Raw genomic sequence first — 23,978 nt, forward strand, 5'->3', positions numbered from 1 at the left:
GGCGCTTTCTTAACAGAGCAAGAGGATTAGGGCTATGCCGGTTTCGTCATTTGCTTGGACAGAGCCGTTTCGTACGATTGCTCTGACGCAGGTCTTTGTCTGGCTGGCCTTTGGCGCATTTGTGTGGTTTTTTAGCCTGCTACTGCGCGATCTTGTTCGGCAAAAAGCCATCGGCCCCGGACTGCTGCTGCCCCTGGTGTTGGGGATGGGCCTGCGGCTTTACTGGATGGTTGCCACCCAGCCTGCGCCGCTCAGCGATTTCGCCGTGTATTGGCAGTATGCCAACGCGTTTGCTCAGGGCCATCTCGTTTACGAAGAGCTGAGCCGTCATCCGGCGATCGCGGTTCTGTATAGCGGCTTTATTCAGGTATGGGGGCTGTTGGCGAGCCCGTCACTCTGGGCGGGTTGGGTTCTGAATCTGCTGGCTGCGGCCGCGATGCTTATCACGCTCTATGCGCTGATGCGCGAGTGGCTGGGGGCTCGCGCGGCCTGCGTTGCGCTGACGCTTTCGGCGATCTTTCCGCAGTTCGTCACGTATACGGCGCTGATGGCGACGGAAACCCCTACGGTCGCCGCTATGTTACTGGCCCTGTGGGCTCTGGCCTACTCGCGCCGCGCGGCGTGCAGCCAGCCCTTCTGGCTGGCGCTGGGCGTATTGTTCTATGGCATGATTCTGCTGCGATCGAGTTGTCTGCTCCTGCTGATTTTGACGCCGCTGGCGATGGCGGCCTTTCGCCCCGCCGTGCGCGCTCAGGCGCTGAAGCAAGCGGCGGTTACGCTTGGCGTTGCCGGGCTGTTGTTATCGTCCTGGGTGTTTCATCAATATCTTATTGGCGGGCAGGCGAAACTATTCTGGGGCGTTGAGCTGTGGCTGTCGTCGGCTATTCAGTACGATCGCGGCGGTCGCTACACTCATCCCAAAGACATGGCGTTCTATCCGCGCGTCAAACCGTATTATGAGGGCGGGACGACGGCGGATCTGGTCAAGGCGTATGCCGTCATCGGCGATGAATCCTTGGCGGTCATCCGGCGTGATCCGTTTAAATACCTGGCCTTTGGTATGACGCGGATGAAGAATATCCTCTGGACGGCGCAAACCGGCTTGCGTTGGAGCCAGAAAGGCTCTGCGCGGATGGCAAGCTGGTCGCCGCGCCTTATTAAGACCCTGGCCGTGGCGTTTAACGTGTACTGGCAAATTTTGCTGTGCCTGTCGCCGTTGGGTCTGGCGGCGGTTTTGGGGGCCGCCCTGCCCAGACGCGCCTCAGTTGTGGCGCAGGATTTTTCTGACGCCCCTGAAGACGCCTCTGCTCGCGAGTCGCAACGACGCTCGTTTGCTGAAGGCGGCGCGCTAATGCTGGGGTTTTTAGCCGCGTGGCTGGCATTTCACTACCTGACGGCGGTGGCCAGCGAGCGTTACGGCTTTCAAATCATGCCTTTTGCGCTAATGCTGGCGGTTTCGGGCGTCGCTGTCCACGCTCCTTGGGTGATGGCACGCTTAAAGGCGATAAAGCGGGCGGTAATTTCCTGAGGCGTTTCCTGCACAATGAATTTTTCGCCCGTGGTGAGCGTTACGACCGTATCGGGCATCGCCTCAACGCTGATGATCAGATCCGGGTTGAGGTAGAACGTCGTGCGATTGAGCCGCGTCATTTCAAGCATCAATAAATACTCCTTTGCCGCCGAGCAGCTCCTGATGTCTCTGGCGCGCGGCCTGCTCAGCGCTCTGGTCGATCGGGAGGGGCTCAAAATGCGGCTGATGCAGGGCAATAATAGGAAACGGCGTATCATTGCTTTTGATGGCGCGTAGGCCTCTGGCAATAGGTTCGATGGGAGAAAGCAGGACATGGTCGTAAATCTGGGAGAGATCCACGGTGCGTGGCGCACCGGGATAATCGGGGTCGTCAAGCTTTAGGAATCGGGAGACAGTCAGGCATAGAGCTTGCCACAAGCGTGTTTTGACAGGATTTACCTGCTGAGGAAGACTTCCATCTGGGGAGTCCAGCAAGCCCAATAAGATATGAGCGATGCCATTGAGCGATTTTGCAGGTCCGGCGGTCGCTAAAAAAGAAGCCATGGTCGGCGGGTTTGATGGATGACTCCCTCGCCAGCAAGGACGAGGGCCGAAGAAGGTGGTCAGTGCCACGCGGGCGTCGCGCTGAGGCGACAGATGCGGGGCCAGTGTTGCCCTATTATCTCCGGGGGGGAGGAGAACGAAAGTCGGATCAGTTCCGAAAAGGCCCGCCGTCTCAGGCGCGCTAGCCTTAGAAGGCGTCATGGGAGGCGTTGTCGGCAGGGCTGGGGCCGACCCGGTTGGTAGAGGGCGTTGGATGTACGCTCCAGGAAAAGGTATGATCTTAGCGTCGGACAAAACGGGCTCACTTCCAATAAAATCGCGTGATATCGTCCGCAATGGCGCGCCAGAGAGCGCAACGGACAATCCAATACGAGGCGGCGGGAAACGAGGGCGATTCCTCGAAATAACGCGGGGCGGGGATCGAAACTGCGCGCACGCCTTCCCACTGTAACGGAATATCACGGATTTGTCATCTGTGGCGTGCATAGCGCCGGGCGGAAGGCTGCGCTAGAATGCCCCTACATCGCATACGTCCGCCGGACGGGAGCCTGCCATGGCGCTGGTTGCGCGCATCCGAAAAATCCTGGATCACCCGGGTAAATATAAGGCGCAACTCAGCTACCATCGCGCCGCGCAGGATCGCGAAACGAGCAAGCGTTTGCTAGAGTTCGGCAAAATGCCTATTGCCGAGGTTCTCGCCGCGCTGGGCGCAACGCTCGAAGGCCTGACCGACGAAATCGCCGAAGAGCGCCTGCGCGAGGTTGGCCCCAATGTCGTCACGCCCGAGAAGGACGAATCGTGGCTGACGTGCCTGCTGCGCCATGCGTCGACGCCGATTAATCTGCTGCTGATCAGCGTCAGCGCTCTCTCGTTTTTCAGCGATGCCACGGCTGGCGTCATTGTCGCGGCCATGGTGCTCATTAGCGTGTGTATCGGCTTCTTTCAGGAGCTGCGCTCGGACCGGGCCATTGAGGCGCTGCAGGAGATGGTCACGACCACAGCGACGGCCTATCGCCTCGAAGACGTTGACGGCGCCTCGCGCAAGCGCGAGATTCCCATTGATGAGATTGTGCCCGGCGACATCCTGCAACTGTCGGCGGGCGATATGATTCCGGCGGACGTGCGACTGGCGTCTTCCAAGGATTTGCTGGTGACCGAGGCCTCGCTGACGGGCGAATCCCTGCCGGTCGAAAAAGAGGCGCATCTGGTGAGCGCGACGGCAACCTCGCCGTTTGACATGAAAAACCTGTGCTTTATGGGCTCCAACGTGGTGAGCGGGGCCGCCATCGCCGTGGCGCTGACCACGGGCTCGCGCACGTATTTTGGCTCGATTGGCAAAGAACTCTCCAAGCGTCGGGCCAAAACGGCCTTTGACCAGGGCATCACGTCGCTGAGCGTGATGCTGATGCGCTTTATGCTGGTGATGGTCGGCGTGATTTTCCTCGTTAACGGTATCGACAAGGGCGACTGGCTTCAGGCGTTTATGTTCGCCCTGTCGGTCGCCATTGGCCTGACGCCGGGCATGTTGCCGATGATCGTCTCGACGAATCTGGCGCGCGGAGCGCTGGCGATGTCGCGCAAGAAGGTGATCGTCAAGCGCCTGCACTCGATTCAGGACTTCGGGGCGATGGATATCCTGTGCACGGATAAGACCGGCACACTGACCCAGAATAAAATCATTCTGGAAAAGCACATGGATATCTACGGCGAAGAGCACGCCAAGACGTTGCGCTACGCTTACCTGAACAGCTTTTATCAAACGGGCCTGAAGAACCTGCTTGATGAAGCCGTTTTGCGCCATGCTGACGAGCTGTCGGGCGAGTTCAAGGTGATGCTGCGCTACGCCAAGGTTGACGAGATTCCCTTTGATTTTGAGCGGCGGCGCATGTCGGTGATTGTCGAGCGCGATCAGCATGCGCACCTGTTGATCTGTAAAGGGGCGGTCGAAGAGATCTTTAAAGTATGCGATCGCGTCGAAGACGGCGAGGGGCATTTATTGCCCATTGATGAATCGCATCTGGCGCGGCTGCGCGAAGTTGCCGAAGACCTGAACGAAGACGGGTTTCGGGTGCTGGCGATCGCGTATCGCGAATTTCCGCCGGAGCGCGTACAATATGCCTCCGCTGACGAATCCGGGCTGATTCTGCTGGGATACGTGTCGTTTCTGGATCCGCCCAAGGAAACGGCGCCGCCCGCGCTGGCTGCGTTGCGTCAGTACGGGGTGCAGGTGAAGATTCTCACCGGCGATAACGAGCGGGTGACGCGTAAAGTCTGCCGCGATGTGGATTTACCGGTCGATCGCGTGGTGCTGGGCCCGGAAATCGAGGCGATGGACGAAGAGGCGCTGGCGCGGGTGGCAGAGCAGGCCAGCGTCTTTGCCAAGCTGACGCCTGCGCATAAAGAGCGGGTGATTCGCGCCCTGCGCGCGCGCGGTCATGTGGTGGGGTTTCTTGGCGACGGGATTAACGATGCGCCTGCGATGCGCGCCGCCGACGTGGGTATTTCTGTCGATGACGCCGTGGATATCGCCAAGGAATCCGCGGATATCGTGCTGCTTGAAAAGAGTCTTCAGGTGCTGGAAGAAGGCGTGCTGGAAGGGCGCCGCGTCTTTGGCAATATTCTGAAATACATTCGCATGGCGACCAGCTCTAATTTTGGCAACATGGTTAGCGTGGTGGGGGCGAGTTTTATGCTGCCCTTTTTGCCGATGTTGCCGTTGCACATTCTGATTCAGAATCTGTTGTACGATTTTTCGCAGACGGCGCTGCCGTTTGATTCGGTGGATGAGGAGTATCTGGCGCGGCCGCGCAAGTGGGAGCTGGGCAATATTGCGCGCTTTATGACATTCTTCGGGCCAGTGAGCTCGATTTTTGATTACGCAACCTTTGCGGTGATGTGGTTTGCGTTGGGGGCCAATACGATTGCGCATCAGTCGCTATTTCAAACCGGGTGGTTTGTGGAAGGCTTGCTTTCGCAGACGCTAATTATTCATATGATCCGCACCAAGTCGCTGCCGTTTGTTAAAAGCTGGGCCGCGCCGCCGCTGCTGCTTATGACGGCCCTGATTATGGGCGTGGGCTTGTGGATTCCGTTTTCGCCGCTGGCGCCGTATTTGGGTATGACGGCGCTGCCGCCGGTGTATTTTCTGTGGCTGCTGGGCATTCTGTTGGCCTACTGCCTGCTGACTCAGGCGGTAAAGCGCTGGTTCGCCCGTCGCTTTGGCTATAACTAGAGCGTGTTGATGTCAGGATTTTTTTCAATGCGGCGGTAAGTGCGCGGGGGCTCAGTCAGAGCGTTCTCGGCTTCCAGAGCCCGCAAGCGCCCGGCTTCAGAAATGCTTAGCCTTAGCCCTTAACGGTCCTGGTTTCTGGGCTCAGGTTAGCTTTTGGTGAGGCTCTGCGTTTGCAGCAAGGGGCCGGTGTCGTTATGGGCGGGTATCTTGGCGCGAAAGCCGGGACACGGGCTGCTTCCTGTCGGGGGAGTAGCCGCAATTCCTGCAAAAAATATGTTTTTATTTTAAAACAAATATTCATCCCGAGCAACATTCTGGAGATTGACAGTGCTTGTCTCGCCCTTGTCCTGCCCTTACATCCCGCAGTCGTCCGCTGGGTGGGGCGAGGCACGGAGTCCGCGCAGCGAGGGGCCGCCGTCGGAACCGTCAAATCTGCTGTCGGCGCTTCAGTTGCTGCCGTTAAAAAACGTCGAGCAACAGTATGACATCGTGTCGACGGCCTTGGACGCCCATATTGGCGAGAAGATCAACACGGCTCAATATGCGAGCGCCTCGCCTGAAACCCAGGTCGGCATCCTGATGGGCGCGTTTGATGATATTGAGTACATTATTGCCTCGCTGGTGAACGATAATGCTGGGCGCAAGCTAACTTCCCACCAACAGGAGCAAATCGGTCGGTTTCGTGGGATGCAGACCAAGGTCCTGAATCTGATTCAAAGCATCGTGTCGCCGGATGTGCAGTTAAGTGTTGATGAGTTGCGCGCCCTGCTGACAAAAGACCAGCCCCTTCGATCCAAAGTCAATCAAGGTGCGCTGTTGTTGACGGCGCTGCGAAACAACGAGCCGCTGAAGCCCTTGGGAACACCTCAATCCCCCTTGCCAGAGGCGCTCGCCGGGGCGGGGGATGCTTTGCCAGGGGGCTTGTCCAAACAGAAGAAGTCTGAATTGGTCGGCAGCGCTTCCTCGAAGATGGCACAGGCGCTTGGCCAGTTGCTTCAGCAGGCCAGCGGGTATCTTGCCAGTGCCAGCGCCTCGCCCGCTCAGGGCGCAGGGCAGATTGCTGCGGCCCTGAAGCTCCTCAAACGGGCCGGGGCGCTCAGTGCGCTTACCCAGGCGCTCTCGCGAATCACCGGTAAGGCTTCGGCGGCGGAAAGTGCCGGGGGGCAGCTTCAACAACTGCTTCAGTGGGCCGCCCAGCTTCAGCAACGGGCCGTGCACGTGTCGCCTCTAACGGCCTCGCTTAGGGGGGCTCAAACAAATGGTGCAGCGAGCCCGACGGGCTTGATCACGCGTTAATGGCCTTCATCGGACCCAGTTGGCTGGCCAGAATACTGCTGAGAATGGCGTAAAAAAGGGCGCCGCCTGCGTATTCGGTATTCAGGGCAACCAACTGGGGGGCAATGCCCAGAAACGTTTCGGCCACAGGAATAAGAGTGCCCTGTCGCCATATTTCAATTTTCTCCGGAGTATCCTTCGAAGACAAGAACCAATCTGTTAAAGCTCTCTAATGATGGCATTGTCCGTAGGTTTTCCGGGTCGAGAGATATCCAGTTGCAAGGTCCAGAGCTCCACGCTTCCTGGAAATAAATTCAGGGCCATTGTCCACCCTGAATACAAGCTGGCTGGCCATCTCGTTTCACAGCCAGATTCAGCCTGTCAATCACATTGCAGGCGGTAACACGAAAGCCCACGCCAATGGCCGGAATGATACGGATGTGGTTATCCACATGTGGAGGTGACTATATCGCTGGGCTGACAAGCGCAGGCTAGCGCAGGTTAGCGCAGCGAGGCGGGCTCGGCGTCTCGTCGGGCGGTTTCGATTTGCACCAGACGTAGCGCGGCCATCAGCGCAATGGCTTCGCGCGCATGATCGCCGCTCGGGTCGAGCCGCAGATAGCCCAGGGCGGCTTGCAACGCCTCGTCGTAACGGCGGGCTTTGCCATACGCGATGGCAAGCAGGTAATAAGGCGGCGCAAAGCGCGGATTCAGACGAATGGAGGCTTCGTAGGCCCGCGCGGCTTTTTCTGGCGCGTTTCTGCGTAAATACACGTCTCCCAGATAAAGATACGCCCACGGATTGTCAGGCTCGACGGCCACAGCGCGCGTGAGTTGCCGCTCGGCCTGCGGCAGGCGATTGGCGCGGGCCAGCGATTTGGCCAGATTGAGTCGGGCATAGTTATAGCTGGGATTCACACGTAAGGCGCTGCGATAGAGGCTTTGCGCGCGCGCCGAATCGCCCCGCGCGTCATACAGCAGGCCCAGATTGTTGTAGGCGTATAAAAACCGCGAATCGACGGCCAGCGTCTTTTCGTACAGCGCCAAGGCCTGCGCACTGTCTCCGACGTCATCGTAGACGCTGGCCAGATTAAAGAGCAGGACGGCGTTGGCAGGCATCACCGCGAGTCCCAGCTTGTAGTAGCGGATGGCTTGCCGGGCGTCGCCGCGCAGCAGGGCAATCTTTCCTAGCTTCATATACGTCAGCGTCGCTTGCGGATTAAGCGTTTGCGCCCGTAAAAAGGCGTCTTCCGCCTGCAAGAGGACGTGTCGGCGCTTGAGGGCGTCACCTTCGTTCATCGCCGCCTCAAAGAGGCATAAAGCCATGGGATAGACGCTCATCACCTGGTCGGGGCTTTTGTCAACCGCTTGGCGCAGTAAAGGGAGGGCCTGATCGCAGCGATCGTCTTGCGCCAGAGCGCTTGCGCGCAGTAAATCGGCTTGTGCTGTGTCTAAAAACGGCTGTTGCGCTGAGTAAAGCGGCGCGTGAATCGTCGAAGGCGCTCGCAGGCTAAAGGCTGGCGGGGCCAGGGTCGCCGTACAAACGAGTCCCAACGCGAGTAGGGCGAGCCATAAACCAGATGCGCACGTGCGCAAGCGTAAACAGGGCATGGGCGGTATGGGTGGAAGCGTTACCAAGGGCCTCGGGGATCTGCGAGAAGCGTCGATCGGCTAGAATAAAATCAAAGGGGTGACATTCATATCTTATATTATTATAATAACAATAGTTGCTTCACTTTGTATAGTGCCTTATCGATGCTGGTCAAAAGTTTTACAAAAATAAATAAATTCTCCTGCGGCGGCTCTCTTCGCGGGGGTGGACGCGTTGGTGGGGCGAGGTGGCTTGCGGGTTGGGCGCGTCGGCGGTATATCCATGCACAAGATGTTGCCTGATCCGGTTCTGTTACGATTGATCGTCGAGGCGATCCGCGTCGCCTCTTGTGAAGAGGGGGCCGCAGGCGTGCTAACGGGTGAGTTGCCCACTGCGGCGTCGCTGGCGCGGCAGTTTAACTTACGGCTGGAGAAAACCAAGAAGCTTCTGCGCACCCTGCGCATGGCGGGCGTCGTACAGCCTCAGGGTCTAAGCCCCAAGCGCTACTGGTTCGACGCTTTCGCCTGCCGCCAGATGACGGAGGATCATCCCCTCTACGACGCGCTGAACCCGAATGATATCTGGATGGAAGGGGAATCGCCCTAGCGCGGTTGTTCAGGAGCGCTCACACATGGGGGCGGCGTGTCTGTCAGCGTATTGCTACGGAGACAGATAAGGGGAAGGGGGCCGGTCGATTGGGTCGCTTCTATCAGCGTTGTGCGGTCGCAGGCCGATAGCGCGGATAAATCACCGCCTTCAAAATACGTCAACGCGCGAAGCGCCTCGGTGAGGGGAAATTGCGGGTAGAAGAGTCGCGCGGCCGCCAAGCCCTCATCTAACTTGAAGCCGGCTCGCAGCAGCGCGGCGATGTCGCGATAATCTTTGACTTCGACGCGTTTGAGGATGACAGCCAGTTTTAATCCCAGTAAATCGTGTGGCGAGGCTACTAGCAACGCGCCGTCCCGCGTCCATTGCGGGACGCCCACGCGGCCAAATGAAAGGCCGCCCAAAAAAGACGTTTGTACTTCGCCTGAGGGCATGGTTAGCAGCGCGCTCAACGTATCGGGCGCTTGCTGTAAAACAGCCGCGTCCGCCAAAAACGGAAACGTTGCCTGTAAGGCGTCGGCGGTGAAATGCGAGTGGGTAAAGAAGTCAAAATCGACGGATTCGCGATGGCCCAGTTGAAGCGCAATCGCTGTTCCGTCGTAGAGGACGAATCCGTGACGGGCAACCGACTTTAAAACGCCCAGCGCTTCCTGCTGCGCCTGCGGCAGAATCTCTAGACAGGGATCAAATATGGGGGCGCTCATGAGTATCTCCGGGTGGGGGCGGGCGGGGGTAGCTCGCAAGAAGGGATCAGGCGCAAGCGATAGTGCCAGAAATGCCACGATTTATCAGAAAACCAGCCTGCTTCGGCCTGGGTGAGCGCGTTTCTTAATTGCTGCGGATCGACGCTTGCTTCCAGTAACAGCATATCCTCCAGCGTCGCCAGATTCATGATATGCGCCAGCGCATGGCCCGGATGCATCAGCGCCTCTTCAGGCGTTTTCCACCAGACGTAACGCCGCACCAACGGCGTGAGAACGGGCGGAAGAGATGGGGGTGGGGAGGGCATCGTTTAATTATAGGTGATTGAGATTTTTAATTTCTGAAGGACAATCATGAAAAATTGTTTGTTTATATTTTGTGTGTTATTTGCGCCGAAGGACGGAGAAAGCGTCGAGAGGAGCGGTTCCTATATGAAGGCTAATAGATAACCCTCAGTTTCGCTTGTCGCTTCTACAAACCACACGTCTGATGTCTTCCGCGGATGGTTTGAAGCCGTATCAACAGAACGATTGGGAATCCTTTCCCGAGCGTTAGGCCGATGGCTGGGGCGTTGGATTCAATCGTGAGGGCGAATTGACCGCCGCCGTCTCGTTCGATGGGAAAAACCTCGCATCGACCCAATTGGGATGGGATCGAACGCAAGGACGTAATTGCAAAACGACAGATTCCCCCCAAGCCAATCCGACGCCAGTGCCGTCCGCTTAACAGCGGGTGTGTTCCGCCTTGGGGCGGCGGCTCATCAGCGTATGGATCATCTCGCGCTCGGATAACGCGCCGCTGAGCGCCTGCTCGACCTGCTTGACCACAGGCATCTCAATGCCCAGATTGTCGGACAGGAGGCTCACGGCTTGCGTGGTCTGAACGCCTTCGGCCACGACCTTCATCTGTGCCAGAATATGCTCCAGCGTCTGACCCTGCGCCAGTCGGTAGCCGACCTGATAGTTTCGACTTAAGGGGCTGTAGCAGGTGGCGAGTAGATCGCCCAGCCCGCTGAGCCCGTATAACGTCTGCACGTCTGCTCCCAGCGCCAGGCTGAATCGCGTAATTTCCGCAAGCCCTCGCGTGATAAGCGTCGCGCGCGCATTGTCGCCCAAATGCCGCGCGTCCATATAGCCGCTGACGATGGCGAAGATGTTTTTCAGTGCCCCGCCTAGCTCAACGCCAACGACATCGGTATTAGTGTAGAGGCGAAAGCGATCCGTTGCCAACAGGGCTTGCAGCCGCTCGGCGACAGCGGAGGAATCCGATGCGATGACGCCAGCGGTCGGCAGGCCCTTGAGTATTTCCGGGGCGAGCGTCGGACCGGAAAGCGCTGCCAACGGGTTCTTGGGAAAAATTTCCTGCATGACGGCGCTTAAGCGGGTCAAGCTGGGGTATTCGATGCCTTTAGAAGCATTGACCAGAATGGTTTGCTCAGAGACCACGCCGGTTCGCGCCAAGGCTTGAGCGACCTCGCGCGTGCCAGCGCTGGTGACGGCAAACACAATCACGTCAGCCCCTGCGGCGGCTTCTTCCAGCGATGACGTCAGCGAGACTTCCGGGGGCAGGGTGACTTCAATAGGAAATTGAATCGTGCGATTCTCACAAAAGCGCGCGATTTTGACCGGATCGCGATCCCAGAGCCGTACGCGCCGTTCGGGGCATTGCACGCCAAGCCATGCCAGCGTCAGTCCCCAGCTTCCTGCGCCCAGATACGCAATGGTGCTCAATCCAGCTTGTTCTCCGTTCCTTGCAGCAATCGGCGGATGTTTTGCCGGTGCTTCCAGCCGACATACAGGCTAGAAGCCAGCGCATATAAACTATAGGGCTGCGGCGCGCCAAAGGCAATCATCATCAGCGGGGCGGCGACGGCGGCGGCGAGCGAGCCGATCGAGACGGTTCGCGTCAGGCGGGTCACGCCGTAGGCCAGCGCGGCGGCAATCAGCGCGGCGCGCCAATCGAGCGCCGCCAAGGTGCCCAGGCCGCTGGCGGCGGACTTACCGCCGGTAAAATTGAGAAAAAGAGAGCGGCTATGCCCCACGATCACGGCGAAGGCGACGAGCGCATGCAGCCAGTATTGAGTCGGAAACAGGGCCTGCGCCGCCAGCGTCGGCAACAGACCTTTCAGAAGGTCGATCACCAGCGCCACGCGCGCCCAGCTCGATCCGGCCAGCCGACGGACGTTGGTCGCGCCGGTGCCGCCGCTGCCATGACGGCGGATATCTTCGCCAGTGCGCCATTTGACGATTAAATAACCTGTCGGAAACGAGCCGATGACGTAGGCCAAGCCAACCGCCAGCGCGGGGAGCAGCCAGGCGGCGGAAATAAGCGACGAGGAGGCGGGCGCAACGGCAGGCATCGGAAACGATGGGGCTCCATCAAACAGAAAATTAAAGGCGGCGTCTTGGAAAGTAAGTCGCGGATGAAGACTCGGCCCGTTAGCGCCGGCTTTCCCGCGTGCGAACAGCCAGACGGACCGGCGAGCCCGTAAAATCGAAACTCTCTCGTAGCTTTTTTTCCAAGTAGCGCCGGTAATCGTCCTTCATGAGTTTAGCATCATTGGCGAACAGAATAAACGTCGGCGGGTCTACTTCTCCCTGCGTGGCGTACAGGATATTAAGGCCGCGATTTTTAATCACCGGCGGCGGATGCAGGCTGACGGCTTCGGCGATTACCTGATTCACCAGGTGGGTGCGAATGCGGCGGCGCGCGTTGGCGTAAGCCGTTTCCACCGCGTCCAGAATTCGTTCGATGCGCTGGCCGGTTTTGGCGCTGACGAAAATCATCAGGGCGAAATCTCCGTGGGGCAGGTAGGAGAGCAGTTCCTTGCGGTAGGTTTCGTGGCTGTTGGGCTTTTTATTGCTGACGCAATCCCATTTATTGACGACAATCACCAGCGGACGACCTGCCTTGTTGCTGGTTTCCACCAGGCGCTTGTCCTGATCCGTCACGCCGGTTTCGGCATCCAGAATCAGCGCGGTCACATCGGCTTCGCGGATGGCGCGAATGGCCCGGTCAACAGAAAACATCTCAATGCCATAAGGCACCTTGGATTTTTTGCGGATCCCGGCGGTGTCCACCGCCACAAAGCGGGTCTGGGCGCCGTCGGCGCGCGTACGGGTAAACGACGCTTCCACTGCATCGCGCGTGGTGCCCGAGACTTCGCTGACAATCGCGCGCTCTTGTCCACTAAGGGCATTGAGCAACGAAGATTTCCCGACGTTGGGTCGGCCCACGATGGCCATGCGAATCGTCGTGTCGCTTGCCTCTCCCTCGGTGTCGGGCGAGGCGTCGGGCAGTGCGGCGCAAATAGCGTCGAGTAAGTCGCCGACGCCGCCAAAACCGTGCAAGGCCGAAACGGCAATGGGATCGCCGAGGCCCAGCGCGTAAAACTCTGCGATGTCGCCAGCTTGTTGCGGGGCGTCGATTTTGTTGACGGCGGCAATTACCGGTTTTTTGAGGCGACGCAAGTCGTTGGCGATGGCTTGATCGATGGGCGTCATCCCGCTGCGGCCGTCCAGCAGCAAGACGATGACGTCGGCTTCGGCTTGCGCAATAGCTGCCTGTTCGTTGATGCGTTCGGCGAATGGCTCGTCGGGCCTTGCGTCGGTGAATCCGCCGGTGTCGATGACGGTGAAGTCGCGCCCGGTCCAGTCCACGTCAAAATAAGCGCGATCGCGCGTGACGCCTGGCTGGTCGTCGACGATGGCTTTGCGCGCGCCGACCAGGCGGTTAATCAGGGTGGATTTGCCGACATTGGGCCGCCCGACAATGGCGACAAGGGGTTTAATGCGGTCAGAGGCGGTCATGCAAGGCTCAGCAGTTGGGGCGTCTGGACAATCTGGACGTAAGGAGCGGGCTCTCAAAACGAGTCGACGCTTTGTCGCGCAGAACGACTGGCGTAGAATGTAGCGCTATGGTAGCCCAAATCCTTTCCAAACCCAAGCCGGCGGTTGGCGTGGTGTCGCTCGACCGCCTGCCGGGCGCTGGCGGTTGGGATGGCAATCTGGGTCGCCTGATCACCCGCGCCGAACAGGAGGCGCTTGCTTTGGCCAGCGCGGGCGTCGACGCCCTGCTGCTGGAAAACGCCCAAGATGCCTATGGCGTAACGCGCGATCGCGCCGAACGCCTGGATCCTGCTGCCGTTTCGGCCATGACGCGCATTGCCGAGCGGCTGCGTCAACTCACCGGCTGCCCGCTGGGCATCCGCGCGCTGCCTAACGATCCGCTCAGCGCCTTGGCTATCGCTCTAACTGTTGACGCCGCCTTTATCTGCGCCCCGGTGCTGATTGGCGCCCGCATTACCGAAAGCGGCATGAGCGCCGGCGCTCTGCATGCCCTGCGCGAGTATCGCCAGCGACTGCTCGGGGCGGAATCCATCGCCATTGTCGCCGACGTGACCATGAATCATGTCGTCCCCACGGCGCAACGCATGGCTCCCTGGCGGGCTCCGCGCGCTTATCTGGAGCAGGCCGCGCTGGCCACTGCCCGCGCTGGACTGGCCGATGCGCTGCTCTTACAAGATCTGGAGTGCGCCCCAGAAGATATCGACGCTTTGCGCCAGACGCTTTCTGAAGCCGGATTCGCCCCCGCCTTATGGCTGACGCTCAACGAGCCGCAAATGGGCGATTGTCAGCGTGAGCCAGACGTCGCCGCCCGATTGTTGGCCAGCGTGGACGGACTGGTTTTGGCGCGCGAAGGGCTGCAAAAACAGGGCGCGTCTGAACCGATCCCCGTAAGCGGTCTTGCGTGCGCAGAACGGCAAGCGCCTGCTGTGGATCCATTTCGCGCCGAATCGCTGGCCCAAGCCTTGCATGCCGCCCGTACGCGCGTCTGTGCGGCGAGCGATCGCTCAGAAGCCTCCGCGCTGCCGTAAAGGCGTCTTTTATTCTCTATTAAAAACGCCCCCGGTCAGCGTGAACGGGAGCGTTTCAGGTTAAGGGCGGCTGGACGCTTAGACGGGTCGGCGGCCTTGAATAACGCGGATCAGCACCACGACGACGGCGACCACCAGCAAGAGGTGCACCAGGCCGCCGAGGGTGTACGACGACACCATCCCCAACAGCCATAAAATCAGTAGTACAACAGCAATGGTCCACAACATAACGCATCTCCTCCTGTTTCAAATTTGGACGATTTATAAGTGGGAATTAAATAAGATGTCAGTAATCGGATGCTAACTGGACAGTGGTCGATTTTAATAAGAATAGAGATGGTACCATCCTGCTGGCGGCTTGTACAGAAAGAGAAGTCTTTTTGATGGCTTTCGTCTATCTCAAAGGGCTCAGAAATCACGCATTACGGGCGTATGAGCTGTGAGGACGCTTATTACGGTTTTGTGACACATCTGACGATGAGCCTGAGGGCCTTATCTTGGGGCCAGAACGCCTGCTCCTCGATGGTTCTGTCTCGCGAGGGGAGGCAATTGCGGGGCGTCCTGCGTTTTGCTCTCTATAGCTTCTTTTAGACTCTCGCTTCTTTCAAGGAGATTGGGTTGATGACGCTTTTGATGGTCCCGCCTTCCGGTATTGTCCGTGTGGCGCGCTTTGGTCATAACGATGCTGAGCCGGAGACAACTACCGCGCGCACAACATCTGCCCGTAAGGCGTGCTCGCCGCCTGAGCCGGTTGAAGCCGGGTGGTTCCAGCGGGCGGTGGTTCAGCCGGTAATTCGCCTGGCGCAAACCCTGCTGCGTTTTGTAAAAAACGGTTTTGCAGCGCTGTCCAGTCAGTTTGGCGGCGGGGTGGAGCACTCCATGTCCTCGTGGAATGATCGCTTTAACGTCCGCATGCGTCATGTGGATGAGACGCTGGCGCGTATGGAGCGGGAATCGCGTGTGCTGGCGGCGGCGCAGAAGCTCCACGTGCCGTTGTTGAATAGTTATCACCCCCCTGTACTGCTGCAAAAAGACGATTTGACTGCTATTATCGCCGATGAGCTTGCGCCGCGGCTCGAAACGGCGTCGGGGGATCTGAGTTCGCAAGGGCCGCCTTTTCGAGAGCGCGTCATGCAGGGCGTGAGCGACGCCTTGCGCGCTATTGCCGAAAAAGAAGCCTATGATCCCGTCGCCGAAGCGCCAGAGGCGATTACTGTCTCACCACAGGCGCCGTCGGGCAATGTTGGGCTGTATGCGCGTCGGCGCGCCTTGCAGTTGCTGAACGAAGACAATCCGCATTTGATAGAACGCTATCTCCAACGGGTGGTAAAGCCCATGTATGAGGTACAGATATCGTTGCCCGGCGTGAGCGCCGACGCTCGCAAGGGCTACGATCGCGCCTACAAAGAGTTATGCGCATTTTATCTGGACGGTGATCCTTCCCCCCAGACGTAAGTAAGCGCGTCTGGAAGCTGCCTCAGGAACCTGACCTAGGAGAAGGGGAGATCGGGCGCGCCGCTGCTGCTCGCTTCGCCCCATCGCGTGTGCAAGGCGTGCCCTATGCCCAGAAGATCCAGCGCTTTGCCGACCACGGCGCGAATCTGGCCTTCCAGCGAGTGGAATTCGGGCAGGTAAAACGATAGCATTGGCGGAACCACCACGGCGCCCGCCTCGCAGAGGGTCGTCATATTGCGCAGGTGAATTAGATTCAGGGGGCTTTCGCGCGGCAATAGAATCAGGGGGCGGCGCTCCTTGAGCGTGACGTCGGCGGCGCGCGCAATGAGGTTGTCGCCGATGCCTGCCGCAATTCGCCCCAGCGTCCCCATCGAACAGGGCGCGATGGCCATGCCGCGCGTGCGATGCGTACCGCTGGCAGCAGGCGCATCCAGGCGATGGTTCTCATACAAACGTAAGCGGGCGGCTTGTGGCGCGCTCAGTTTGAGGAAGTCCGCAATGCGCTGAATCTTCTCGGCTTCTTTGCCGCTGAGGCGGAATGCCAGCTCGTCCGCGATTACCTGACGGGATTTTTCGCTCAAAATCAATTCGACTGCGCAGCCAGCCGCCAGAAGCTCGCGTACCAGACGAAACCCCAGGATGCTGCCGGAGGCCCCGGTGACGCCCACCACCACCGGATGCGGCGAGGCGGCTGGGAGTTCCTCAGAAGCAAGCGCGTCAGCCATCAAGCCTACTCGGGCTTAATCGATTCAAGAGCGCTCACAACGCCGGAAAGCGCCTGATAGCGTCCACGCGCGATATCCATTTGAAGCAGGCGCGCCGTGGCGGCATTGACGCCGGCTGCGCGTAAAAATGCTTGTGCGCGCCGTTGTGCGGCTTGCTTCGAACCGAGTTGCGCGTGCGCCGCTGCATACGAGAGGCCTGCCTCATTCAGAATCCCTTGCGTCACCGAGCCGTCGTTGGGGGGGGCGGCGTTTGACGCCTGAACGGGAAATACCCCGGCCGGTTCAGGCGGGGGCGGCGTTAGCGGGCTGGTCATGTTTATCAGGGCGGCCTGTGCGGAAGCGGCGCCTTGTTGAGACGAAGACGCAAGGCTCAGAAACGCCGGGCTGTTGGCGGAGGAGGTTCCACAGAGCGCCAGGCCCACGCCCACGCTCAGGCAGGCGGCCAGCCACAGGTTGCGAAACCCATGAGCGTTTATCGTGGTGAATTCCGTTGATTTCATCATGATAAAAATTCCCCGGCTTGCCAACAACGCCATCTATTGGGGAGTATAGCGCCTTTGCGCGGGCGCGTCGCTCATCTCATGATCAATCTTCGAATTAATCTTTGAATCAATCTTTTAGGGACGCAATCGCGTCGCGCCCTCCTCCGAAAGATGGACATGGGGGTGGAGACCGGCGGCGAGAAATGATTTTGGGGGCTGGTATGTAACGATTTTGTAATGAGCATCGACGCGTTTTGTCCTTCAGGCGACGGATCGTAAGGGCCGTAACTCCTGCGAATGCGGGATTCCGTGGCGGGGTCCAGGGGAGGCGTCTGGGTCTGATTTTCAGGCGGTGAAAGGCGTTGGGGTGGAATAGACCCATGGGTCTCCTGCGAATGATTGATGAATGCCTCCGCAAAGCGCTCTATTCTTGGAATACGGGGACAAGGGCGTCTTTTGATGTAGCCGCCCCGGGGTGATGGGCTAACTCGTAAGGCAAGAGGCGTGATGATGGTGATGGGCGTGATAATGATTCAGCGGCAATGGGGAAGCGTTCAAACCCGCACGGCGCATCGCGCGCTGACGTTTCTGGCGGCAGTTCTCGTGGTGACGGGGGCTTTGTCGGCGCATGGCGAGACGACCGGGCTGCGACGCATCGCGTTTACCAGCGGCGTCGGCGTTACGGGGATTGATATTCATTCCGGCGCGATGCTGCCGACGAGGACGATCCAGGAATCGGACGATAAGATTATTGTGGAAATCGACGGCGTGAACGCCAATGACCCGGTGCAGACCGATTTTTCGCGCGCGCGCAACGTCAGCAATGTGATTTTTCAGCCGCAAAGCGCCCAACGCTTGCGCGTGATTATTCGTGGCGCGAATCTGGGTAAGGCCCAGACCCGATTTCTCAGCGATCCACCCGAACGCGCGTCAATGGCTGCGCCCGTTCAGCCGCTGACGCAAGCGGCGTCTGTCTCAACGATTCCAGCTTCGTCTGCCGTGATCGCCGCCAATGCGTCCTCTCAGGAAGCGCAAACGTTATTGTCTCTCGATACCCCGATGACTCAGACGCCAGCGCAACCGTCCGCCGCCATGGAAACGGCTGCGGTGAATGCGCCTTTTCAAACGGCTGAGCCTGCGCCAGCGGCGATGCCTCAGGCGGCTGATCCGATTGCTGGCTGGGGCGATCCCGCCTCCTGGGCGCGCGGCGTGGCCAGCGGCGAATGGACGCCGATTCTCATTAAAGGCATCATTATCCTTGGCTTGCTGGCTGGCTTTGCGCTGTTTATTCGTCAAAAAATCCTTAACAACGCCTTGCCTGTGGCGGAAGCCCCGCGCGATCGGCGTGCGCGTCGCGACGTCTCATCCGACGACGACGATGCGAGCGGGCAAGACGATCCGCAACGCGATCCGGGGCGTCCGTCGTTGTTCTCTCCTAATCGCCACCCTAAAAAAGCCAATGCCTGGGCCACTCGACCCGAATCGCGCGCGGCGCAGGAGATGCCTATTGGCCTGAGCGGTATGCGGCCACGCGCCTCTGCGTCACAACCCGCCGCCATGCCCCCTGCCTCCGACTTCAGTCGCCCGGAGGCGCGCTTCGATAATCGTCCTGATACCCGCCCGGGTTTGGATTCGCAAGTGCAGGCAAGCGCTACGACCTCGCGCGTGGCTCCGCCTCCCGGCCGTCAAGCGATTCATCAGTACAAACGGCAGCAAGGAGGCCCCGCCGCCGGAAAACCCGCCGCCGCTTCGCGCAATCAAAATCCAGTGGCGCCGCCGCTGAGGAAGCCTGCAGCCTCGTCTGCGGCGTTGAACCCGAATGCGCGTCGCGATAACGTGAAGGCCCCGCCAGCGCCTGAAGCGCGCTCGAATGCGCGACCCGGCGTCCGCCCGCAGGCCATGGCCGGTCGTCCGCCGCAGCTTCAGACGAGGCCAAACGCCCGCAACATGGGCAGCGAGACGATTCCTGAAAATACGCAGGTGCTGGAATTTCTCAAGAACGTTGCCGACTTGATGGAAAAGAACGGCGAAGGCGAAAAAGCTCGCCGTATTCAGAAAAATCTGCGCCCATAAGCGAGGCGTTTTCCCACTATTGAGAAAGCCCCGTCTCTGAAGAAACGGGGCTTTTTGTATGGATGCTTGCGTTTAGACGAATATCGGCGCGCCGTTGGCCTGGCAGACTTGCGCTCCCTGCTGAAACGCCTGGGTGAATTGCGCCAGCCCATGGACGCCGCCATTAACGGCTTTACGCGCTGTGGCGAAATCGCCCTGAGCGAGCGCCTTTTGAATCGTCGCGGCCTTGTCCGCTAAAAATGCGGCGAGAATGCGCGCGGCGATTAGCGGATCATTGGCCAGATCCGGGTTTTGCGTCAGCGCATCGCCCAGGCCGAGGCGCTGTGAATAGGTTTCATAGTTGCTGCGCCCGGTCAGCTGGATAAATCCGCGTCCGCGATAGCGCGCGCCGTCGCCCACGGCGCCGTTGCCCAGATCACGCCGAAAATCGTAGCGGCCGTAAGGTCGTCCGCCCGGATCGGTATTGTAGGATGACTGATATTCGCCAATAGGCGCAAATCCGGCGCTTTCGGCGCGAATGGTGGCCAACGCCGCCAGCGTCATCGTGGTCTGGGTCAGTCCGGCCTCGGCCAGCGCCTGGAGCACAGCGGGTAGATGCGCATCGATATTGCCGCGTGGCGCATCCGGGAACATCGCCTGCGCAATGCCGCGCCAAGGACCTGTGACGGCCCCGAGTGACTCTCTGGACAAGGCTCCAGGGGAGGAAAATCCAGAATTGTTGGCGGCGGCGTCACTGGCGGCTTGATCAACTTCAAAGCCCAAGGCTGCCAGCGTGCGCGCGTCAATCTCACCAGTGGGCGGCAGACCGCGCATTTGTTGAAACGCTGCGACGGCGCCCTGGGTATTTGGGCCAAAGTGCCCGTCCAGGGCGTCGTGATAAAAACCGAACGATTGTAGCGCTTGTTGGGCCGTGGCCACAGCGGGGCCGATGTCGCCGATGCGCATTAAGGCGCTGGCGGGAGCGTAAGGGGGCATGTCAGAATCCTCTCTCTATCTCTAATTTTCTCTGTTGGCTTTCTCTCAAGAACAGTTTTCGGGAGTTTGCCTGCCTGTATCTCTGTCAGTATAGCGATTTCTGCGAAAACGCAAAGAGGAGATCCGCGTCAAGCCCTGCGCGGAGGAGATAGAGGGCATGTAGGATTGAGGGCCTGATGTCGGGGAATTCCTCTATTCGGCGTATGCAGATTCGAGCGGGCGGGCCGATACCCTTCTTGTCGCCAGAGAGCCCATACGCCAGACGGCGACCCGCTTTTTCATGATCTCTATCCCCACACGCAACGCCACTGTAATAATCCACCTCTATAATCCCACCTCTCTCTCTCTTTCCCTGATGAACCACACGCGGCGCCTCTCACCAGGCGCCTTTTTATTAGGTCGCGGGAGCTGAGGTGGCAAGAATAATGCCCAGACGCGCGAGCAGTTCTTCTGCGCTGTAGGGATCCTCTACTACTTCCAGGCGGCATCCCGCTTGCTCGCAGACGTCGTTTACGGTCAGGCCGTCCAGAAACAGGCGTGTGTCCTGCTTCAGCATCACTGACGGAATCACGGCGAAGTCATAGCCGCTGAGATCGTGCGCACGCAGGGTCTTAATCAGGTCAGAACCCGTAATAAGTCCGGCGACGTCGACGCGATCGCCCCAGAAATCGCTGTCAACGGCCAGCGTATCGACGTAGCAACCCTCTATCTGGTTCAGGCGATTAACGATAGGGGCCAACGCCATGACGGCGAGCCGCCCGGTGGGAATCAACGCGCGGCAAGGCGGGTCGAGACGCGCCGGGAGGGCTGGCGACAACGCGAAAAAATCGTCCATAAGGAGGCGTACGGTTCCCACGCCGTCATCGAGTTGCGGAAAATCCCCATAGTCGCCATAGGCGGGGATGGGGAGCCCGACCTTATAATAAAACTCATCTGAAAGAAACACGAAATCTGTCAGGGAATCGTTTTTTCTGCGACGCTGAGGGGGGCGGCTTCGAAAGGCTTCTACGCGGGCGATCACCGCGCGGGCGCTCTCGGCGTCGACAGGCGTCAGGGTCGGCAGATGGGCGCGATGGGCCGTCAGCCCCACGGGAATCACGGCGACAGAAAGCGCATGGGGGCGGAGTGCGGCCAGATCTGCCAGCGACTGACTCAGCGCGTCGCCGTCGTTAATGCCGGGGCAGACGACAATCTGCGCATGAAAGGGAATCTCCAGCGACGCGAGCCAGCGTAATTCTGCAAGGATATCGCCGCCGCGCGGGCGATCGCCCAGCAGTCGCGCGCGAATCGCGGGATCTGTCGCATGGACCGACACATATAACGGCCCCGGTCGGATGGCGCTCATGCGTTGGCGGTCGCGCGGCGTCAGGTTGGTCAGGGTGATATACGTGTTGTTAAAATACGACAGGCGCCAGTCGTCGTCTTTCACGTACAGGCTGGCGCGCAGGCCGGGGGGCTGCTGATCGATAAAGCAGAACGGGCACGCATTATTACAGGTTTTAATCGGCGAAAATACTGGCGAGGTGAACGTCAGACCGAGATCTGCGTCGGGATCTTTTTCGACGATCAGCGTCTCCTCCGTTCCGCCGGTACGCTGCACTTGTAACTCAAGGTATGCTGTATCACAGAGTTCGAATTGCCAGTCGAACAGGTCTTCAAGATCGGCTCTGCCGTTGATCGACAGAATGCGATCGCCGGGCCCCAGGCCCGCTTTCTGCGCCGGAGAGCCCGGCGCCGCTGAATGAATCCAGATTTCCATCTCGCGCCCAGTATACCGCCTTTGCGCCCTTGATAACTTCCCGCCTGCCACGATGACCCCGCTCGCATGACTGATCCGTCGCCGATGACGTCCAAATTGCTGATTCGCAGCGAGGCGCTGGCCGTGGTGATGTTTCTCAGCGTGATGGAATCGCCGTCTCAGCAGGAACGTCAAAAGCAGATTCGACGTCTGGCAATCATCCCGGATCGGCAGGCGGTTCTGGAGATTCTCATTAAAGAGATGCGCCGCACCCAGCAAAGCGCGGTCCTGCAATCGCTCATGGAGCTGTTGATGGAGCTGGGTTCGCTGGACATGCTGCAAGAGCCTCTGTGGGACATTATTCGGAACGATGACGCGCGAGACGAGGTCAAAGACGCCGCGAACCTTATTCTGCGGCATCTGGGCGACAATGCCGACCCGGATTTATATCTCGATTATCTCGATGACCCGCAAGGCCTCATCAGTCGCGAAACCGAGCGTATGCTCGAGGTCGCCTCGCGCGTGCCTGAGGCCTTGATTGATTTTATTGATTTCATCTTCTCGCTGCCTGCTGGCGAACAGCTCAATTTGACGCAATCGTTGCAAAGCGACTATGCGCCGGAGCATTTGCTCAATCTCTATATTCCCATGCTGCTGGCCGGACCGACGCCTGAGCTGGAAGAGGCGATGCTTCGTTATATGGGCGGATCGCGCTCGCGGCGAGCGGCTATTTTCCTCGATGATTTTTCGCATCACCTGCCGGTGGGGCAACCGCGCGCCAAATGGGTGAAGCTGGCACTGAACGAGTTAAAGCTTTCGGGCGCGTTCTCGATCGAGAACGACACGGAGGCTGAGGCGCCGCACCCGTTGTTGACGGCGACGACGATTGACGCATGTTCGATCACGCTGAGCGACGGGATTGGCAATCAGGGCGTGATTCTGACTCGACGTCATCCCAACGGTGACGTGTGTTTGATGAGCGTGGCGATTAACGATCAGCACGGCATCATTGATTGCTTTGGCTTTTATCAGCTCAGCGAGCCGGATTTTTTGCGCATAACTGAAAAATTCTACGAAGAATCGCTAAAAATTCCGATTTCGCCCGCCTATTGTCGCCAGAAACTGCTTGCCGCCGAAGCGACGAGTCGTCGCCTCAAGCGCCGGATTCCATATGAATACACGTGCTGGAAAGCCCTGATAGAGGATTTCCCGGACGATCCATTCGATCCGCTGGCCTTCTGCGCGGCGCTGGCGCGGCCCGAATGGGCCCCGAAAACCGGCGCCTTGTATCAGCATCCTGACTTTCAGACGTGGTTTCTCGAAGAAGGCGATCATCCGCTGATCACCGAGGCGCTGGCGTCGGTGAATCTGGCCGCGCAGGAAAATCTTGCCGAAAATCGGGGCCCGGCGCGCTTTATTGAAGCCATGGATCGCTGCGCGATGTCTCTGGCGCAAGCGCTGATGCGTACCGAATGGCGCGCGATTATGCGCGATCGCCTCGCAGAGGCCGCTTATCTGTTGAATGCGCAGGACACGGGAGCGTTTGCCGCGCTGGCCGCTACGGAAGCCTTAAAGCTGCAGTCGTTTTCGGAAGAAGACGCCGAGAAGGCCCTGTCGATAGGATTCACGCGTCAGTTTGGTCGTCGGTGCGTCGAAGAACGCCTGTTGCGCCTGCGCGAAGCGTCGGGCGCCTCTCAGGCGCTGGCGGCGCTGGTTAATGCGGTGATTGACGCCTGGAATGAAGCCTGATAAATCGTGCGATTGTGGCATAATACCAAGGTGGAAAGAGCTGGACTGACGGTCGCGGGCGCGTGCGCGCGCCTGAGGAAAGTCCGGGCTCCACAGGGCAAGTCGCCGGGTAACGCCCGGTGCGGGCGACCGCGAGGATAGCGCCACAGAAATGTAGACCGCCGATGGCCGCGCGCGAGTGCGGCACAGGCAAGGGTGCAACGGTGGGGTAAGAGCCCACCGGCAGGGCCGAAAGACCCTGGCCAGGTAAGCCCCGACTGGAGCAAGGCCCTGAAAGCGCATGGGCTGCCCGCCCGCTTTCAGCGTCAGTCCGCTTGAGCCGTTCGGAGACGAGCGGCCCAGACAGATGACCGTCCTCGACAGAACCCGGCTTATGGCCAGCTCTTTCCCGCTTTTTTCGCATGTCCCTCCCCGATTCATGAGAC

The 23,978-nt window shown here is 59.3% G+C and carries 22 protein-coding genes and 1 other RNA gene; 9 read left to right on the plus strand and 14 right to left on the minus strand.

From position 1 onward, the window contains the following. Window positions 1–34 precede the first annotated feature (34 nt). Window positions 35–1,528: a glycosyltransferase family 39 protein gene (locus IPK79_07150; protein MBK8190214.1), complete on the plus strand. Its 1,494-nt coding sequence runs from the start codon at window positions 35–37 to the stop codon at window positions 1,526–1,528. On the opposite strand, the gene IPK79_07155 is transcribed toward IPK79_07150, so the two are convergent. Both IPK79_07155 and IPK79_07160 read right to left on the minus strand, forming a co-directional pair. Beyond that, window positions 1,423–1,659, minus strand: coding sequence for a flagellar FlbD family protein (locus IPK79_07155; protein MBK8190215.1), 237 nt, complete (start codon window positions 1,657–1,659; stop codon window positions 1,423–1,425). The genes IPK79_07150 and IPK79_07155 overlap by 106 nt on opposite strands. Continuing rightward, a complete protein-coding gene (locus tag IPK79_07160) occupies window positions 1,652–2,143 on the minus strand; it encodes a hypothetical protein (protein ID MBK8190216.1) in 492 nt (163 codons plus the stop codon). Before IPK79_07160 ends, IPK79_07155 begins: the two co-directional genes overlap by 8 nt. Before the next feature lie 484 nt (window positions 2,144–2,627). On the opposite strand from IPK79_07160, the gene mgtA reads away from it, so the two are divergent. Next, a complete protein-coding gene (mgtA, locus tag IPK79_07165) occupies window positions 2,628–5,306 on the plus strand; it encodes a magnesium-translocating P-type ATPase (GenBank protein MBK8190217.1) in 2,679 nt (892 codons plus the stop codon). 327 nt (window positions 5,307–5,633) lie between these two features. After that, entirely contained in the window at window positions 5,634–6,602 is a 969-nt protein-coding gene (locus tag IPK79_07170) for a hypothetical protein (protein MBK8190218.1), read from the plus strand. Here IPK79_07170 and IPK79_07175 read toward each other — a convergent pair. Both IPK79_07175 and IPK79_07180 read right to left on the minus strand, forming a co-directional pair. Continuing rightward, window positions 6,592–6,729, minus strand: a complete 138-nt coding sequence (locus tag IPK79_07175) for a hypothetical protein (protein ID MBK8190219.1) — start codon at window positions 6,727–6,729, stop codon at window positions 6,592–6,594. The two genes, IPK79_07170 and IPK79_07175, sit on opposite strands and share 11 nt — an antisense overlap. Window positions 6,730–7,082: 353 nt before the next feature. After that, window positions 7,083–8,135: a tetratricopeptide repeat protein gene (locus tag IPK79_07180; GenBank protein ID MBK8190220.1), complete on the minus strand. Its 1,053-nt coding sequence runs from the start codon at window positions 8,133–8,135 to the stop codon at window positions 7,083–7,085. 319 nt (window positions 8,136–8,454) lie between these two features. On the opposite strand from IPK79_07180, the gene IPK79_07185 reads away from it, so the two are divergent. Further along, the gene (locus IPK79_07185; GenBank protein ID MBK8190221.1) at window positions 8,455–8,778 is read left to right on the plus strand and encodes a hypothetical protein; all 324 of its coding nucleotides are present in this window, start codon (window positions 8,455–8,457) and stop codon (window positions 8,776–8,778) included. On the opposite strand, the gene IPK79_07190 is transcribed toward IPK79_07185, so the two are convergent. The 5 genes from IPK79_07190 to der form a co-directional block, all read right to left on the minus strand. Continuing rightward, on the minus strand, window positions 8,775–9,482 hold the full coding sequence (locus tag IPK79_07190; GenBank protein ID MBK8190222.1) for a nucleotidyl transferase AbiEii/AbiGii toxin family protein: 708 nt from the start codon (window positions 9,480–9,482) through the stop codon (window positions 8,775–8,777). The two genes, IPK79_07185 and IPK79_07190, sit on opposite strands and share 4 nt — an antisense overlap. Further along, on the minus strand, window positions 9,479–9,787 hold the full coding sequence (locus IPK79_07195; protein MBK8190223.1) for a hypothetical protein: 309 nt from the start codon (window positions 9,785–9,787) through the stop codon (window positions 9,479–9,481). The genes IPK79_07190 and IPK79_07195 overlap by 4 nt, the downstream gene beginning before the upstream one ends. Window positions 9,788–10,202: 415 nt before the next feature. Further along, a complete protein-coding gene (locus tag IPK79_07200; protein ID MBK8190224.1) occupies window positions 10,203–11,210 on the minus strand; it encodes an NAD(P)-dependent glycerol-3-phosphate dehydrogenase in 1,008 nt (335 codons plus the stop codon). Beyond that, on the minus strand, window positions 11,207–11,839 hold the full coding sequence (gene plsY / locus IPK79_07205) for a glycerol-3-phosphate 1-O-acyltransferase PlsY (protein MBK8190225.1): 633 nt from the start codon (window positions 11,837–11,839) through the stop codon (window positions 11,207–11,209). The genes IPK79_07200 and plsY overlap by 4 nt, the downstream gene beginning before the upstream one ends. A 79-nt stretch (window positions 11,840–11,918) precedes the next feature. After that, window positions 11,919–13,289 carry a ribosome biogenesis GTPase Der gene (der, locus tag IPK79_07210; GenBank protein ID MBK8190226.1) on the minus strand — a complete coding sequence of 457 codons (1,371 nt, stop codon included), beginning with the start codon at window positions 13,287–13,289 and terminating at the stop codon, window positions 11,919–11,921. 107 nt (window positions 13,290–13,396) lie between these two features. Here der and IPK79_07215 point away from each other — a divergent pair, with 107 nt between their 5' ends. Continuing rightward, complete coding sequence (locus tag IPK79_07215) at window positions 13,397–14,356, plus strand: hypothetical protein (protein ID MBK8190227.1); 960 nt, start codon at window positions 13,397–13,399, stop codon at window positions 14,354–14,356. A 78-nt stretch (window positions 14,357–14,434) separates the two neighbouring features. Here the strand turns inward: IPK79_07215 and IPK79_07220 are convergent, their stop codons facing one another. After that, window positions 14,435–14,584 (minus strand): lmo0937 family membrane protein, encoded by a 150-nt coding sequence (locus IPK79_07220; GenBank protein ID MBK8190228.1) that lies wholly within the window; start codon window positions 14,582–14,584, stop codon window positions 14,435–14,437. A gap of 393 nt (window positions 14,585–14,977) precedes the next feature. On the opposite strand from IPK79_07220, the gene IPK79_07225 reads away from it, so the two are divergent. Next, window positions 14,978–15,811 carry a hypothetical protein gene (locus IPK79_07225; protein MBK8190229.1) on the plus strand — a complete coding sequence of 278 codons (834 nt, stop codon included), beginning with the start codon at window positions 14,978–14,980 and terminating at the stop codon, window positions 15,809–15,811. Between the two features lie 35 nt (window positions 15,812–15,846). Here IPK79_07225 and IPK79_07230 read toward each other — a convergent pair whose 3' ends face one another. Continuing rightward, entirely contained in the window at window positions 15,847–16,536 is a 690-nt protein-coding gene (locus tag IPK79_07230) for a UbiX family flavin prenyltransferase (protein ID MBK8190230.1), read from the minus strand. Between the two features lie 5 nt (window positions 16,537–16,541). Further along, window positions 16,542–17,039, minus strand: a complete 498-nt coding sequence (locus IPK79_07235; GenBank protein ID MBK8190231.1) for a hypothetical protein — start codon at window positions 17,037–17,039, stop codon at window positions 16,542–16,544. A 495-nt stretch (window positions 17,040–17,534) separates the two neighbouring features. Here IPK79_07235 and IPK79_07240 point away from each other — a divergent pair, with 495 nt between their 5' ends. Continuing rightward, on the plus strand, window positions 17,535–19,091 hold the full coding sequence (locus tag IPK79_07240) for a hypothetical protein (GenBank protein ID MBK8190232.1): 1,557 nt from the start codon (window positions 17,535–17,537) through the stop codon (window positions 19,089–19,091). 72 nt (window positions 19,092–19,163) lie between these two features. Here IPK79_07240 and IPK79_07245 read toward each other — a convergent pair whose 3' ends face one another. Continuing rightward, on the minus strand, window positions 19,164–19,904 hold the full coding sequence (locus tag IPK79_07245; GenBank protein ID MBK8190233.1) for a peptidoglycan-binding protein: 741 nt from the start codon (window positions 19,902–19,904) through the stop codon (window positions 19,164–19,166). Window positions 19,905–20,460: 556 nt separating this feature from the next. Beyond that, entirely contained in the window at window positions 20,461–21,876 is a 1,416-nt protein-coding gene (locus tag IPK79_07250; protein ID MBK8190234.1) for a DUF512 domain-containing protein, read from the minus strand. A gap of 15 nt (window positions 21,877–21,891) precedes the next feature. On the opposite strand from IPK79_07250, the gene IPK79_07255 reads away from it, so the two are divergent. Together IPK79_07255 and rnpB are read left to right on the plus strand one after the other, a co-directional pair. Continuing rightward, a complete protein-coding gene (locus IPK79_07255; GenBank protein MBK8190235.1) occupies window positions 21,892–23,553 on the plus strand; it encodes a hypothetical protein in 1,662 nt (553 codons plus the stop codon). A gap of 36 nt (window positions 23,554–23,589) precedes the next feature. Beyond that, an RNA gene (gene rnpB, locus IPK79_07260) (RNase P RNA component class A) lies at window positions 23,590–23,942 on the plus strand. Window positions 23,943–23,978: the final 36 nt, after the last annotated feature.

The organism is Vampirovibrionales bacterium, assembly GCA_016712355.1.
GTDB lineage: Bacteria > Cyanobacteriota > Vampirovibrionia > Vampirovibrionales > Vampirovibrionaceae > JADJRF01.